Here is a 13,747-nt window from a genome sequence, read left to right as displayed (position 1 = left end):
CCGACCGGCTCCAACTCTCGTGTGACAGCCGGTGTGATCGTCCGCTCTTGAGCCAGCAGCTTACGGGTGCGGCCTGAGGTGTCACATCCCGCCTTTGTGAACAAGCCGTCATGACCCCGTCACAAGACCGTGCGCACCTCGTTGCCATCGGGAAGACGAGAGCAGAGCCGGGAGCCTCCCGCTGTCCCCTCCCCACCCCCAGCCGATATCGTCGCTTCCAACTGTGGCCAGCGTTGCGGAAGCGGTCGCAGGGGCAACGGGGAGGACAAGAGACGTGCGCCTGACTCTGACCGTCGTCGACCCGTTCGGCGGCGGTACCGCCGACGTCGTGCTCGATGCCGATCCTGAGTCCACCATGGGGGACATCGCACAGGAGCTGGCCAAGCAGGTCGGGCACAGCGGGGCTCAGGTCATTCCCATCGGGCAGCTACACGTCCCCAGCGGCAACGCTCCCCTTCTCTACGTCGACGGGTACGCCGTCGATCCCTCCGCCAACGTTCTCAACTCGCCCCTCCGCGAAGGCGCCGTCGTCAGTCTTCAGGATCCCGCCGGGTGTCTTCCCGGTGAGCCCACCGGGCTCGTCGAGCTGCGGATCGTCGGTGGGCCTGTCGCCGGGTACGTGCATCGGCTGGGCGTCGGGCGGTACGACATCGGCAGCGGGCCGGCCAGTTACGTCCGTATCGACGACCCAGAACTCGACGCCCGCGCCCTCACCCTCTCCGTCGCCACCGACGGCACCTGCCGTTTCGTCGTCCATGGAGACAAGGAACAAGCCACCCTCGACGGCACCTCCATCGAGGACATCCTCAACCCCAAGGACGACAAGGACACCAACAAGAAGGGCAAGCGCAAGAAGGAGGCAGAGGCTGCCGACGAAGGCAAGCCCATGGACAAGGACATCTGGCCCCTCGGCGGCCAGATCGCCATCGGCAACTCCCTCATCGAGCTCGCCCGCTACTCCCCGCCCAACGCCGCCCTGAAGTGGTCCGAGGACGGCATCGGCCTCGACTACAACCGGCCCCCGCGGCTCCGGCCCCCGGAGCGGCAGACTCGCTTCCGGCTGCCCTCTCCTCCCCGCGAGTACGAGGCCCGGCCGCTGCCGTGGCTCATGGCGCTCACCCCGCTCGTCGGCGCCATCGTCTCGGTGCTGATCTTCCAGCGCTGGTACTACCTGATCATGGCGGCGCTCAGCCCGTTCCTGCTCTTCGCGAACTACTACAACGACAAGAAGCACGGCCGTAAGTCGCACGCCAAGCAGGTCAAGGAGTACGAGGAGCAGAAGGCCCGGATCGAGCAGGACGCCCAGGACGCGCTCGTCGCCGAGCGGAACGACCGGCGGCAGGCCATCCCCGATCCGGCCACCGTGCTCTCCCTCGGTACCGGGCCGCGGACGAGGCTCTGGGAGCGGCGGCGCACCGACCGCGACCATCTCCTTCTCCGCGTCGGCACCGGGCAGCTCCCCTCCGAAGTCGTCCTCGACGACCCCGAGCAGGACGACCACAAGCGCGAGGTCACCTGGACGATCGAGGACGCTCCCGTCGCCCTCGATCTGCGCGGGCTCGGTGTCATCGGTATGGCCGGGCCGGGGGATTCGGCTCGTGCCATGGGGCGTTGGGCCGTGGCGCAGTTCGCCGCGCTCCACAGTCCCATGGACGTCCAGTTCTACGTCCTCAGCGAGCAGACCGCGCAGGCGAGTTGGGACTGGGTCCGCTGGCTGCCGCACGCCAAGCCTTCCGGTGGCCAGGACGTCAACGTGCTCATCGGTACCGACGCCGAGACCGTCGGCGCCCGGATCGGTGAGCTGACGCAGATCCTCGACGCGCGCAAGAAGGCCGCCGAGCAGAACCGGAGCCAGGGCACCGGCTTCAGCGACCCGGACATCGTCGTCGTATGGGACGGGTCTCGGCGGCTTCGGTCCCTGCCCGGTGTCGTACGGCTGTTGCGCGAGGGGCCCTCCGTCTCCATGTACGCCGTCTGCCTCGACGCCGAGGAGCGGTTCCTGCCCGGTGAGTGCCAGGCCTTCGTCGTAGCGGAGCCCAAGGCGCAGGAGTACGACACCCCCAGCGCGCCCCAGGCCCAGCAGGCCGCGCCCGGTGGTTTCCCCTCCTTCCAGGCCTGGCATCAGGCCGCGCCCGAGCCCTCCCACTCCCAGCAGGCCGACAGGTTGCGGCTGCGTGTGGAGGAGGCCGGGGCCGAGCGGCGCAAGGACGTGCGGCCCGACTTCGTCTCCCCCGCCTGGTGTCTGCGGCTCGCCCGGTCCATGTCCTCCCTGCGGGACATCAGCGGTGAGACCGAGGACTCGGCGCTGCCCGGTTCCAGCCGGCTGCTCGACGTCCTGCAGCTCGAACCGCCCACCAGCGATGCCATCGTGGCGCGATGGCGGATGGGTGGGCAGTCGACGCTCGCCGTCATCGGTGAGTCGTACGACGGGGCCTTCGGTATCGACATCCGTAAGGACGGGCCCCACGGCCTTATCGCCGGTACTACCGGTTCCGGTAAGTCCGAGCTGCTGCAGACCATCGTCGCCGCACTCGCCGTCGCCAACACGCCCGAGAACATGACCTTCGTCCTCGTCGACTACAAGGGTGGCGCGGCGTTCAAGGACTGTGTCCATCTCCCGCACACGGTCGGCATGGTGACCGACCTCGACGCCCACCTCGTCGAGCGGGCGCTGGAGTCGCTGGGCGCCGAGCTGCACCGGCGGGAGCACATCCTCGCCGCCGCCGACGCCAAGGACATCGAGGACTATCAGGATCTGGTACGGAGGGATCCCTCCCACAAGCCCGTCCCCCGACTCCTCATCGTCATCGACGAGTTCGCCTCCATGGTCCGGGACCTGCCCGACTTCGTCACCGGTCTCGTCAATATCGCCCAGCGAGGACGATCCCTCGGTATTCATCTCCTCCTCGCCACCCAGCGGCCCTCCGGCGTCGTGTCTCCCGAGATCCGCGCCAACACCAACCTCCGTATCGCGCTGCGTGTGACCGACGGCGGTGAGTCGACGGACGTCATCGACTCCCCCGAGGCCGGGCACATTTCGAAGAGCACGCCGGGTCGGGCGTACGTCCGGCTCGGGCACGCCTCGCTCGTGCCGTTCCAGTCGGGACGCGTGGGTGGTCGGCGGCCCGGTGCCGCCGACCCCGCCGTCCTCATGCCCTGGGTCGGCCCGCTGACCTGGGAGGACCTGGGGCGCGCCGCCCTCACCAAGCCCAAGGCCGAGTCGCGCGAGGACGAGGAGATCACCGACCTCAAGGTGCTCGTCGACACCATCCGCGACGCCAACCGGTCGCTCGGTATCCCGCCGCAGCACAGCCCCTGGCTGCCGGCGCTCGACGAGCAGTTGCTGCTGGACGAGATCCCGGTCCCGGAGTTCACGCCCGCGCCCGGCAAGCTGGCGCCCGCGGCCTTCGGTGTCGAGGATCTGCCGGCGCTCCAGTCGCGCCGCCCGGTGGCGATCGACTTCGCGAGCTTCGGGCATCTGATGATCGGCGGTGCCCCGCGCAGCGGCCGTTCGCAGTTGCTGCGTACGATCGCCGGTTCGCTGGCCCGTACGCACTCCATCGCCGATGTGCACATGTACGGCATCGACTGCGGCAACGGCGCGCTCAACGCGCTGACCCGGCTGCCGCACGTCGGCGCGGTCGTCAGCCGTAATCAGACCGAGCGGGTGGTCCGGCTGGTCAATCGGCTCAAGGGTGAAATGGACCGCCGCCAGGGCGTGTTGGCGGACAAGGGGTTCGCCGACATCGGCGAGCAGCGGGCCGCGGTCGCGCAGGACGAGCGGCTGCCGCACATCGTGGTGCTGCTGGACCGCTGGGAGGGCTGGGTGCCCACCCTCGGCGAGGTCGACCACGGCGCGCTGACCGACGACCTCCAGACGATGATGCGCGAGGGCGCGAGCGTCGGCATCCACCTGGTCCTCACCGGTGACCGGACGCTGCTGGTGGGCCGTATCGCCACGCTCACCGAGGAGAAGTACGGTCTACGGCTGTCCGACCGCAGCGACTTCTCCACGCTCGGCATCCCGGCGCGCAAGGTGCCCGAGGAGATACCGCCGGGCCGCGCCTTCAAGAACGAGGCCGGTACGGAGACGCAGTTCGCGCTGCTCGCCGAGGACACCACCGGTCAGGGCCAGGCCGCGGCGCTGGCCGCGATCGGCGAGGCGGCGGCCGCCCGGGACGCCGAAGTGCCGCGGGCCAAGCGGCCGTTCCGCGTCGACAGCCTGCCGAGCCGGATCTCCTTCACCGAGGCCTGGGAGCTGCGCGACCCGGATGTGTCCCGCTCCAAGCTGTACGCGCTGGCCGGTATCGGCGGTGACGAGATCGTCGGTTTTGGGCCCGATCTCGCGCAGGGCGTGCCGTCGTTCGTCATCGCGGGCCCGGCGAAGTCCGGTCGCTCGACCGTCCTGATGAACTTCGCGCAGTCCTTCCTCCAGCAGGGCGTACGTCTGATCGTCGCCGCACCTCGCCAGTCGCCGGTGCGCCAACTCGACGGTGTGGAAGGCGTGCTGAAGGTCTACACGGGCGACGACATCGACGAGGACGAGTTCGAGGAGCTCATCGACGACTCCGAGCCGTCGATCGAGAACCCGGTCGTCGTCCTCATCGACGACGGCGAGATCCTGGAGGACTGCGACGCCGCGAGCCAGATGAAGAAGATCGTCTCTCGTGGCGCCGAACGCGGGCTCGCGCTCGTCATCGCCGGTGACGAGGAGGACGTGTGCAGCGGATTCTCCGGCTGGCAGGTCGACGCCAAGAAGGCCCGCCGCGGCATCCTGCTCTCCCCGCAGGAGTCCTCCAGCGGGGACCTCATCGGCGTCCGCCTCAACCGCGGCATGGTCGGCGGCCCGGCGGTACCGGGCAAGGGCATGCTGCACCTGGGCGATGGCGAGCTGCGGACGGTGGTCGTCCCCGGCTGACGGCTATTCGATACGTGACAGCCGTGACGTCGGGTTCCCCGACTCCTCGCTGTCCGAGGCGTAGTCGAGGTCGTCGCCGACCGGGGTGAGGGTGACCGTCGTGGCCGCCGGATTGCAGCCCTTGTGGTTGGACTTGGCGCCCACGGACGTCGCCACGAGCCGTTTCGCGGTGACGCTCTTCAGGGTCAGTACGTCGTTGCAGACGCCGCCGAGCACATCCGTCTGGCGGAGTCTGCCCAGCTCCTGGCCCACCTGCGCCCGGTGGACGGTGAGCCGGAAGGCGCCGAGGGGGAGGTTGCCGTCGAGGGCGACGCCCTGGCCCTCCCAGGTGCCGAGGTAGGCCGTCAGGGCATCGGGCGCCGCGGTCGCGGAGGCGGAGGCGCCGGGGGCCTGGGAGTAGGACGAGTCGGAGTCCGAACCGGCCGAGTCGTTCGGGGAGTTGTCCGGCAGCAGGTCGAACACGAACACCGACCCGACGGTCACGGCGGCCAGCGCGCTCGCGACCGCCAGCGCGACCGTGCAGCTCATACGACGCCCCCGTCCGCCGTCCCCCGGCGCCGAGGTCGCCGCCACGGAGACCGACAGCTTGCCGGGCGACCGCGTGACCGGCTCGGCGTCCCGCGGCTCGGGAACCGCGACGGGAGGCATCGTGGGAGGCGGGCCGAACTCCCCTATGGCAGGACTGCTGAACCCCACCGGCCCGGACGGCCGGTCCCCAAGACCCCCGTCCGTCGCCTCCAGGTTCAGCACCTGCACCGCACTACGGCCGACCCGCTCGACCAGCACCCCCGGCAGCCACCCGTCCGCCACCAGCCGCGCCGCCCCCTGCGGGGCCAGCCGTCGGGCCAGCTCACCGGGCGTGGGACGCGCCGCCGGATCCTTGTTCAGGCACGCCTCCACCACCTCCCGCAGCTCACCGTCCAGCGGGCCGAGTTCGGGTTCCTCGTGCACGACCTTGTACAGCAGCGCCGCCGAGGAGTCGCCGGGGAAGGGCTGCTGCCCCGTCGCGGCGTACGCCAGCACCGCGCCCAGGGAGAAGACGTCCGCCGCGCCCGTGACGCCCTTGCCGAGGATCTGCTCGGGCGCCATGTAGCCGGGCGAGCCGATCGAGACGCCGGTGGAGGTGAGGGAGGCCGTGCCGTCGGTGGCGCGGGCGATGCCGAAGTCGATCAGGAGCGGGCCGTCGACGGTCAGCAGGACGTTGGACGGCTTGACGTCCCGGTGCACCAGGCCCAGCTCGTGCACCGCCGTCAGCGCCTCCGCCAGCCCCGCCCCGAGCACGCGTACCGTGTGGCCGGGCAGTGCGCCGGTGTCCGCGACCGCCGCTGTCAGGGAGGGGCCCGCCGCGTATGCCGTGGCGACCCAGGGGACCGGCGCCTCCGGGTCCGCGTCCAGGACGGGGGCCGTCCAGGCGCCGCCGACCCGGCGCGCGGCCTCGACCTCGCGGCGGAAGCGGGCGCGGAACTCCTCGTCGAGCGCGAAGTGCGGGTGCACGATCTTGACCGCGACGGTGCGGCCGCCGGCGCTGCGGCCCAGGTAGACCCGGCCCATACCGCCGGACCCGAGCCGGCCGAGCAGCCGGTAGGGCCCCACGACGGTGGGTTCGTCGACTCCGAGCGGCTGCATGGCGTCCCCCTCCCCCGTAGAACTCCCAAGAGCTCCCTGCAGATTACGGCCTCAGGTCCGGAGTGGCCTCAGGGCTGGAGCAGATCGACCTTCACGTCGGCCGGGAAGCCCGTCGTCGGGCCCACCCGGCGGGCGAACTCGGCGACCGCGGCGAGCTGGGGGGCGCCGAAGCGGAAGTCGAGGGTGGTGAAGTAGCGCTCCAGGATCCGCTCGTCGAAGGCCTCCCAGCGGGCCGCCTGCTCGGCGACCTTGCCGACCTCCTCCAGGGAGAGGTTGCGGGAGGCGAGGAAGGCCTCGTGGACCTTGCGGGTGATCAGCGGCTCGCGCTCCAGGTAGTCGCGGCGGGCGGCCCAGACCGCGAAGACGAACGGCAGGCCGGTCCACTCCTTCCACAGCGCGCCGAGGTCGTAGACGTCCAGGCCGAAGCGCGGGCCGTCGAGGAGGTTCGCCCGCAGGGCCGCGTCGCCGATCAGTACGGCCGCGTCCGCCTCCTGCATCATCAGGCTGAGGTCGGGCGGGCAGGTGTAGTAGTCGGGGCTGACGCCGTAGCGCTCGGCCAGCAGGAGCTGGGCGAGGCGGACCGAGGTGCGCGAGGTCGAGCCGAGGGCGACCCGGGCGCCGTCCAGCTTCTCCAGCGGGACCTGCGAGACGATCACGCACGACATCACCGGTCCGTCGCAGCCGACGGCGATGTCGGGGAAGGCGACCAGGTCGTCGGCGTTCTTGAGGAACTCGATCAGGGTGATGGGCCCGATGTCGAGGTCTCCCTGCACCAGCTGCTCGCTGAGCTTCTCCGGGGTGTCCTTGGTGAGCTCGAAGTCGAGGAGCGTGCCCGTTCTCGCGAGCCCCCAGTACAGGGGCAGGCAGTTCAGGAACTGGATGTGGCCGACGCGCGGCCGGGTGCGAGAATTGTCCACATCGTGAGGCTAGACCCTATGGGGTACGCTCCAGACTTCGACCCCGACGTCAACCCATTTTCGCGATCTTCAAACATCCGGGTGACGTGATCTTGACCTCTATTGCTTTCGGCTGCCCCCGTGCTAGGCTCGCCGCAAGTTGCAGTTTGGTTTCCCTTGCAGTACAGAGCCTGCGGAGCATGTAACCGCGGGCTCTAGTCGTTTTCAGACGTATGCAGTGCAGGCATTAGCTCTCACACTTGCAGGTTCTGGAGCAGGGCAACCCTTTGGGCCCAAGGAGGGCTTATGGCTACCGGAACCGTTAAGTGGTTCAACGCCGAAAAGGGCTTTGGCTTCATCGCCCAGGAGGGCGGCGGCCCCGACGTCTTCGTCCACTACTCCGCGATCAACGCGAGCGGCTTCCGTTCGCTGGAGGAGAACCAGCAGGTCTCCTTCGACGTGACCCAGGGCCCGAAGGGCCCGCAGGCGGAGAACGTCACCCCCGTCTGAGCGATCCTCGTCTGAGACGAGCCTCGTCTCTGATCCGGACCTGAGAGCAGTACCCAAGGAGCCCCGCGCCGTAAGGCGTCGGGGCTCCTGCCTTTTTTCGTACGTCCGTCTGCCTACACGTGCTGCATGACGAGCACGAACGTCGTGCCGGGCGCCAGGGCCTCGTACGAGTGCGGCACGTCCCCTCGGTACGACATGTAGTCCCCGGGGTCCAGCTCCACCGCCTCCCCCAGCGGCCCGGCCTTCACCCGTCCCGTGCTCACGATCAGATGCTCCACCGTGCCCGGGATATGCGGCTCCGACTCCCGCACGGCCCCCGGCTCGGCCCGCAGGTGGTAGATGTCCCGGCGCGCCCCGGGCGGGCTCGCGGACAGCAGGGTGGCCGCGTAGTCGGCCCTCTCGGACGCCACGCTCGGCCCCTGCCCCGCCCGGATCACCTGCACGGTCGGCGCGGGCGGCTCCACCAGCGCGCTGAACGGCACCCGGAGCGCCACCCCCAGCGCCCACAGCGTCTCCACGCTGGGATTTCCACTGCCCGCCTCCAGCTGGGACAACGTGGACTTGGCGATCCCGGCCCGTTTGGCCAGCTCGGACAGGGACAGTCCGGCCCGTGTACGCTCACGCCGCAGCGAGACGGAGATCCAGGTGAGGGGCTCGCTCATGGGTTCACGTCCTGCCGTTCGCTCTTCGAGTACGTTCGTTCGCCTTGACGAACAAGCCTAGCCTGTTCATTCTGGAGAACATGCGTTCGCCACTCCGAACACCGATGAGGGCACCCCTGGTGCGCGACAGCGCGCTCGTCTGGCTGGCCAGCGGCGTCGTCGGCGTCTCCTTCGGCGCGATCTCGGTGGCCGGCGGGCTGCCCGTGTGGGTGCCGGTGGTGATGTCGCTCGTCGTGTACGCGGGCTCCGCCCAGTTCAGCGCGGTCGGTGTGCTGCCCGCCCTGCGCGAGAACCCGGCCGTACGGCGGTGCGCGCTGCTCGGGGCCGGGCTGGCGCTGGCGGTCACACCGGCCGTCCCGGCCGGGGTGCCGGTGCTGGTGGCGCTGGCGGGGCTCGTCGGACACGGGCACGGCGGGAGGCGTACGGCATGAGCGCGACGATGGCCATGATCCTGGCGCTGGCGGTCGGAACGTATGCCTTCCGGCTGGTGGGGCCGGTGCTCCACGGCCGCGTGGAACTTTCGCCGCGTGTCCAGGAGTTGCTGTCGGCGGGCGCGATCGTCCTGCTGGTGGCCCTGCTGGCCACGGGCGCGCTGACCGAAGGCGGAGATTTCGCGGGGTGGGCGCGGCCGACCGGGGTGCTGGCGGGGGCCGTACTGGCCTGGCGGCGGGCGCCGTTCCCCGTGGTGGTCGTGGGGGCGGCCGGGGTCGCCGCGGTGCTGCGGGCGATGGGGGTCGCGTGAAGCACGATGCCGATGCGCGCACCGAAGGCCCTACCGAGCGAAATGTGCATCGGACCGGTGGGGCGAGTAGCCACCGTCTTCGCTAGGGTCCCCGGCCATGACCGACTCCGACTTCCTGAACTCCACCCGCACCTTCTACAACGCCATCGCCGAGGACTACGCGGCCCTCTTCCAGGACGAGCTCGCGAACAGGCCGCTGGAGCGGGCCCTGCTGGGTGTGTTCGCCGAACTCGTCGACGGCAGCGGAGTCGGCGGGGACGGGCTGGTGGCCGATCTGGGTTGCGGTCCCGGCCGGACGACCGGGCGCCTCGCCTCGCTGGGGCTGAACGTGTTCGGGCTCGACCTGTCGGAGTCGATGCTCACGATCGCCCGCCGCGAGAACCCGGGGCTCCGATTCGAACAGGGTTCGATGCTGGAGCTGGACATCCCGGACGGCACACTGGCCGGTGCCCTGTCCTTCTACTCCTCCATCCACACCCCGGTGGACCAACTCCCGGCTCTCTTCGCGGAGTTCCACCGCGTCCTGGCGCCCGGCGCGCCCCTGTTCGTCGCCTTCCAGGCCGGCGACGAGCACCGGCATTACGACCGGCCCTGGGGTCACCCGGTCGCGCTCACCTTCCAGCGTCGCCGGCCCGAGGACATGGCCGCCCTGCTGACGGCGGCCGGCTTCGCCCTCGTCTCCCGGACGGTCCGCGAACCGGACCCGGCGCTCGACGAGACGTCCCCGCAGGCGTTCCTGATCGCCCGCAAGCCCGCCGCCCGAGGCTGACCAGCGGCTAACGGCTCCCGGCGATGTCCCTCGCCGCGATGTATCCGAACGTCATCGCGGGGCCGATCGTCGAGCCCGCGCCCGCGTAGCTGTGCCCCATGACCGCCGCGCTCGCGTTTCCGGCGGCGTACAGGCCCCGGATCACCGAGCCGTCCTCCCGCAGCACGCGGGCCCGGGCGTCCGTGACGAGGCCGCCCTTGGTGCCGAGATCGCCGGGGACGATACGGAAGGCGTAGTACGGGGGGAGCCAGAGGGGGGCCAGACAGGAGTTGGGGAGGACGGACGGATCCGTGTAGTAGTGGTCGTAGGCGCTGTCGCCCCGGTGGAAGTCGGGGTCCTTGCCTTGCCGCGCCTGGGAGTTGAAGCGGTCCACGGTGGTGCGCAGGGCCGTCGCCGGGACACCGATCGAGGTGGCGAGCGCGTCCAGGGTCCAGGCCTTGTGCGCGGCGCCGGAGTCGTACCAGCCGGAGGGGAAGGGCAGGGTCGGCAGAACGTCCTTGAAGAGATACCGGTTCCGGTAGTGCTGGTCGACGATCAGCCAGGACGGGATCGCCGGGCTCGTGTCGTGGACGTCGTACATCGTGTGGACGACGTCGCTGTAGGGGGCGGCCTCGTTGACGAACCGAGCCCCGGCCGCGTTGATCAACAGGCCGCCGGGGAGGGTGCGTTCGGCCAGGCAGAAGTACGGCTGGCCGGGGAGCGGGATCGCCGGGCCCCACCAGGCGTCGTCCATGAGGCCGAGGGCGGCACCGAGCCGCTGCCCGGCCTGGATGCCGTCGCCGGTGTTCTCCTTGGCGCCGACCGTCCAGTCCGTGCCGATGGGCCCGCGCTGGTAGCGCTCGCGCATCGCCGCGTTGTGCTCGAAGCCGCCCGAGCCGACGATCACGCCACGGCGGGCCCGGACGAGGCCCGGGGCGCCGTCCCGGGTGACGACCGCCCCGCTCACGGCGTCGCCCTCGACGTACAGGTCGGTGAGCGGCGTGTCGAGCCACACCGGAACCCCGGCCGAGCGCAGCCCCAGTCGCAGACCGGCCGCCAGCGACTGCCCCATGGTCAGCGGCCTCTCCCCGCGCAGGGCAGCCGCCGTACCCCGTGCCAGGCACTCCGCCGCCACCGCGGCCCCCTTGGCGTTCACCGCCGCCAGGGCCAGCCACTTGTAGTCCGCGCTGAAGACGACCATGCCTGCGGGCACGTCCATGTACGGCGGGTTCAGACGTGCCAGTTCGGCGCCGAGGAGGTTGCCGTCGAGCTGGTCGGGCTCGACGGAGCGGCCGTTCGGAAGGCCGCCGGGCAGCTCGGGATAGTAGTCGCTGTAGCCCTCCATCCAGCGGAAACGGAGCGGGCTGTTCGCCATGACGAAGGAGAGCATCGCCGGGCCGTTGGCGAGGAAGGCCCGCTGCCGCTCGACCGGAACGTCCGGGCCCACGACAGCGGCGAGGTATTCGGCGGCCTTCGCCGGGGTGTCCGGCACACCGGCCGCGAGGAGCACCGAGTTGTTCGGGATCCAGATCCCGGCACCGGATCGCGCGGCGGACCCTCCGAAGGTGGGCGCCTTCTCTACGACCACACAGGTCAGGCCCTGCCGGGCGGCGGTGAGGGCGGCGGTCATTCCTGCCGCGCCCGAGCCGACTACTACGACGTCGTAGGTGCCGAGGAGGGGCAAGTCGGCGGCGGCTGAACGTTGCTGCGACAGGGCGAGGCCCGCTGTCGCGGCGGCGGTGGTCGTGAGGACCCGTCTGCGGGTGGGCGATTTCGCGGTCATGGCACGTCGGCTCCAGCATCCCAGGGATCCTGACGATGTGTCAGAGTCGCGAATGTCGCGCGACGCTCTTGTGAAGTCAAGCGGCGCGGTGTCACTTCGGGTCCGCGTTGAACTTTGCCGTCGACCAGCGGTAGCCCAGCACCATCAGACCCGCGCACCAGGTCAGGGCCAGCCAGCCGTTGACGCCGATTTCCGTGCCGAGGAGCAGACCTCGGAGGGTTTCGATGGCCGGGGTGAAGGGCTGGTACTCGGCGATCGGCTGGAACCAGCCCGGCATCGCGTCCAGGGGGACGAAGGTGCTGGACAGGAGGGGCAGGAGGATCAGGGGCAGCGCGTTGTTGCTTGCCGCCTCCGCGTTCGGGCTGATCAGGCCCATGCCCACCGCGATCCAGGTCAGTGCCGTGGCGAAGAGGACGAGGAGTCCGAAGGCCGCCAGCCATTCCAGGACCGTTGCGTCGGCGGAGCGGAAGCCGATCAGCACGGCTACCGCGCCTACCAGGACCACGCTCACGATCGCCTGCAGCACACTGCCGATCACATGGCCGATGATCACCGAACCTCTGTGGATCGCCATCGTGCGGAAGCGGGCGATGATGCCCTCGGTCATGTCGTTGGAGACGGAAACCGCCGTACCGATCGTCGTGCTGCCGATGGTCATCAGCAGCAGGCCCGGGACCACGAAGGCGATGTATTCGGAGCGATCCGGACCGCCGCCCCCGATCCCCGCGCTCATCGTGTCGCCGAAGATGTACACGAAGAGCAGCAACAGCATGATCGGGGTCAGCAGCAGGTTCAGGGTGAGCGACGGGTAGCGCCTTGCGTGCAGCAGGTTGCGGCGCAGCATCGTCGAGCAGTCGCGTACGGCCAGGGTCAGGGCGCTCATCGGGCGTTCTCCTTGGGCTGGTTGGGGACCTTGGCCATGCCGCCGCCGGTCAGGGCGAAGAACACGTCGTCCAGGTCTGGGGTGTGCACCGTCAGTTCGTCCGCCTCGACCCCGACCGAGTCCAGCCAGTCGAGGATCGAGCGCAGCTCGCGCTGGCTGCCGCCGCTCGGGATCTGCAGCGCCAGCACCTCGTCGTCGCGGGTCGTGTCGCTCAGCGCGGACGCTGCGCTGCGGTACGCGGCCGGGTCGGTGAAGCGGAGTCGTACATGTCCGCCGGGGATCTGCCGCTTCAGCTCGTCGGCCGTTCCCTCCGCGGCGATCTTGCCGTCGTTCAACACCGCGATACGGTCGGCCAGTTCATCCGCCTCCTCCAGGTACTGCGTGGTGAGGAAGACCGTGACGCCGCCCGTGACCAGCTCCCGGATGATCTGCCACATGTTGTGCCGGGAGCGTGGGTCCAGGCCCGTGGTCGGCTCGTCCAGGAAGATGATCCGCGGGCTGCCGACCAGCGTCATCGCGATGTCCAGGCGGCGCTTCATACCGCCGGAGTAGGTCGAGGCCGGCTTCTTCGCGGCCTCGACCAGGTCGAAGCGCTCCAGCAGATCGGCGGTCACCCGCCTGCCCTCGGCCCGGGACAGATGGTGCAGGTCGGCCATGAGGAGCATGTTCTCCTCGCCGGTGATCAGGCCGTCCACGGCGGAGAACTGGCCGGTGACACCGATGGCGGCCCGTACCGCCTGGGCCTCGGCGGTGAGGTCGTGCCCGGCGATCCTCGCCTGTCCGCCGTCGGCCGAGATCAGCGTGGAGAGGATCTTGACCGCCGTGGTCTTGCCCGCGCCGTTCGGCCCGAGCAGGGAGAAGACCGTGCCTTCCGGTACGGCCAGGTCGATGCCGTCGAGGACCGTCTTGTCGCCGTAGGACTTCCGCAGCTCGTTCGCCGCGATGGCCAGGTTGGTCATGAGAGGTCTCCTAGGAAGGG

11 protein-coding genes are annotated in these 13,747 nt (G+C 70.2%); 5 read left to right on the top strand and 6 right to left on the bottom strand.

Annotated elements, in window-relative coordinates; all coding sequences use genetic code 11:
- Positions 1 to 274: 274 nt before the first annotated feature.
- Positions 275 to 4,918 (top strand): FtsK/SpoIIIE domain-containing protein, encoded by a 4,644-nt coding sequence (locus H4N64_RS37815; protein WP_186287135.1) that lies wholly within the window; start codon positions 275 to 277, stop codon positions 4,916 to 4,918.
- A 3-nt stretch (positions 4,919 to 4,921) separates the two neighbouring features.
- Here the strand turns inward: H4N64_RS37815 and H4N64_RS37810 are convergent, their stop codons facing one another.
- Positions 4,922 to 6,544 carry a serine/threonine-protein kinase gene (locus H4N64_RS37810; protein WP_186287134.1) on the bottom strand — a complete coding sequence of 541 codons (1,623 nt, stop codon included), beginning with the start codon at positions 6,542 to 6,544 and terminating at the stop codon, positions 4,922 to 4,924.
- Positions 6,545 to 6,612: 68 nt separating this feature from the next.
- Positions 6,613 to 7,461, bottom strand: coding sequence for an MqnA/MqnD/SBP family protein (locus H4N64_RS37805; RefSeq protein ID WP_186287133.1), 849 nt, complete (start codon positions 7,459 to 7,461; stop codon positions 6,613 to 6,615).
- Positions 7,462 to 7,746: 285 nt separating this feature from the next.
- Here H4N64_RS37805 and H4N64_RS37800 point away from each other — a divergent pair, with 285 nt between their 5' ends.
- The gene (locus tag H4N64_RS37800; RefSeq protein WP_003992177.1) at positions 7,747 to 7,950 is read left to right on the top strand and encodes a cold-shock protein; all 204 of its coding nucleotides are present in this window, start codon (positions 7,747 to 7,749) and stop codon (positions 7,948 to 7,950) included.
- Positions 7,951 to 8,063: 113 nt separating this feature from the next.
- On the opposite strand, the gene H4N64_RS37795 is transcribed toward H4N64_RS37800, so the two are convergent.
- Positions 8,064 to 8,612 (bottom strand): helix-turn-helix domain-containing protein, encoded by a 549-nt coding sequence (locus H4N64_RS37795; RefSeq protein ID WP_186287132.1) that lies wholly within the window; start codon positions 8,610 to 8,612, stop codon positions 8,064 to 8,066.
- An 80-nt stretch (positions 8,613 to 8,692) separates the two neighbouring features.
- Here H4N64_RS37795 and H4N64_RS37790 point away from each other — a divergent pair, with 80 nt between their 5' ends.
- From H4N64_RS37790 to H4N64_RS37780, 3 genes are all read left to right on the top strand, one after another.
- Positions 8,693 to 9,043 (top strand): AzlC family ABC transporter permease, encoded by a 351-nt coding sequence (locus H4N64_RS37790; RefSeq protein ID WP_186287131.1) that lies wholly within the window; start codon positions 8,693 to 8,695, stop codon positions 9,041 to 9,043.
- Positions 9,040 to 9,354 carry an AzlD domain-containing protein gene (locus H4N64_RS37785; protein WP_186287130.1) on the top strand — a complete coding sequence of 105 codons (315 nt, stop codon included), beginning with the start codon at positions 9,040 to 9,042 and terminating at the stop codon, positions 9,352 to 9,354. Before H4N64_RS37790 ends, H4N64_RS37785 begins: the two co-directional genes overlap by 4 nt.
- Before the next feature lie 97 nt (positions 9,355 to 9,451).
- Complete coding sequence (locus H4N64_RS37780; protein ID WP_186287129.1) at positions 9,452 to 10,123, top strand: class I SAM-dependent methyltransferase; 672 nt, start codon at positions 9,452 to 9,454, stop codon at positions 10,121 to 10,123.
- A 7-nt stretch (positions 10,124 to 10,130) separates the two neighbouring features.
- On the opposite strand, the gene kstD is transcribed toward H4N64_RS37780, so the two are convergent.
- The 3 genes from kstD to H4N64_RS37765 form a co-directional block, all read right to left on the bottom strand.
- Complete coding sequence (gene kstD, locus H4N64_RS37775; RefSeq protein WP_186287128.1) at positions 10,131 to 11,885, bottom strand: 3-oxosteroid 1-dehydrogenase; 1,755 nt, start codon at positions 11,883 to 11,885, stop codon at positions 10,131 to 10,133.
- A 91-nt stretch (positions 11,886 to 11,976) separates the two neighbouring features.
- A complete protein-coding gene (locus tag H4N64_RS37770) occupies positions 11,977 to 12,768 on the bottom strand; it encodes an ABC transporter permease (RefSeq protein WP_186287127.1) in 792 nt (263 codons plus the stop codon).
- Positions 12,765 to 13,727, bottom strand: coding sequence for an ATP-binding cassette domain-containing protein (locus tag H4N64_RS37765; RefSeq protein WP_186287126.1), 963 nt, complete (start codon positions 13,725 to 13,727; stop codon positions 12,765 to 12,767). The genes H4N64_RS37770 and H4N64_RS37765 overlap by 4 nt, the downstream gene beginning before the upstream one ends.
- Positions 13,728 to 13,747 lie beyond the last annotated feature (20 nt).

It is taken from the genome of Streptomyces cupreus, from assembly GCF_014257025.1.
Classification (GTDB): domain Bacteria; phylum Actinomycetota; class Actinomycetes; order Streptomycetales; family Streptomycetaceae; genus Streptomyces; species Streptomyces cupreus.
Note: the sequence above shows the minus strand (reverse complement) of the source record. Positions and strands in the feature narration are given on the sequence as shown.

Bases quoted from the DNA above. Each gene is read 5' to 3' on its own strand.
- H4N64_RS37810 (WP_186287134.1), bottom strand. From the start codon at position 6,544: ATGCAGCCGCTCGGAGTCGACGAACCCACCGTCGTGGGGCCCTACCGG.
- H4N64_RS37800 (WP_003992177.1), top strand. From the start codon at position 7,747: ATGGCTACCGGAACCGTTAAGTGGTTCAACGCCGAAAAGGGCTTTGGC.
- H4N64_RS37795 (WP_186287132.1), bottom strand. From the start codon at position 8,612: ATGAGCGAGCCCCTCACCTGGATCTCCGTCTCGCTGCGGCGTGAGCGT.
- H4N64_RS37790 (WP_186287131.1), top strand. From the start codon at position 8,693: ATGCGTTCGCCACTCCGAACACCGATGAGGGCACCCCTGGTGCGCGAC.
- H4N64_RS37785 (WP_186287130.1), top strand. From the start codon at position 9,040: ATGAGCGCGACGATGGCCATGATCCTGGCGCTGGCGGTCGGAACGTAT.
- H4N64_RS37780 (WP_186287129.1), top strand. From the start codon at position 9,452: ATGACCGACTCCGACTTCCTGAACTCCACCCGCACCTTCTACAACGCC.
- kstD (WP_186287128.1), bottom strand. From the start codon at position 11,885: ATGACCGCGAAATCGCCCACCCGCAGACGGGTCCTCACGACCACCGCC.
- H4N64_RS37770 (WP_186287127.1), bottom strand. From the start codon at position 12,768: ATGAGCGCCCTGACCCTGGCCGTACGCGACTGCTCGACGATGCTGCGC.
- H4N64_RS37765 (WP_186287126.1), bottom strand. From the start codon at position 13,727: ATGACCAACCTGGCCATCGCGGCGAACGAGCTGCGGAAGTCCTACGGC.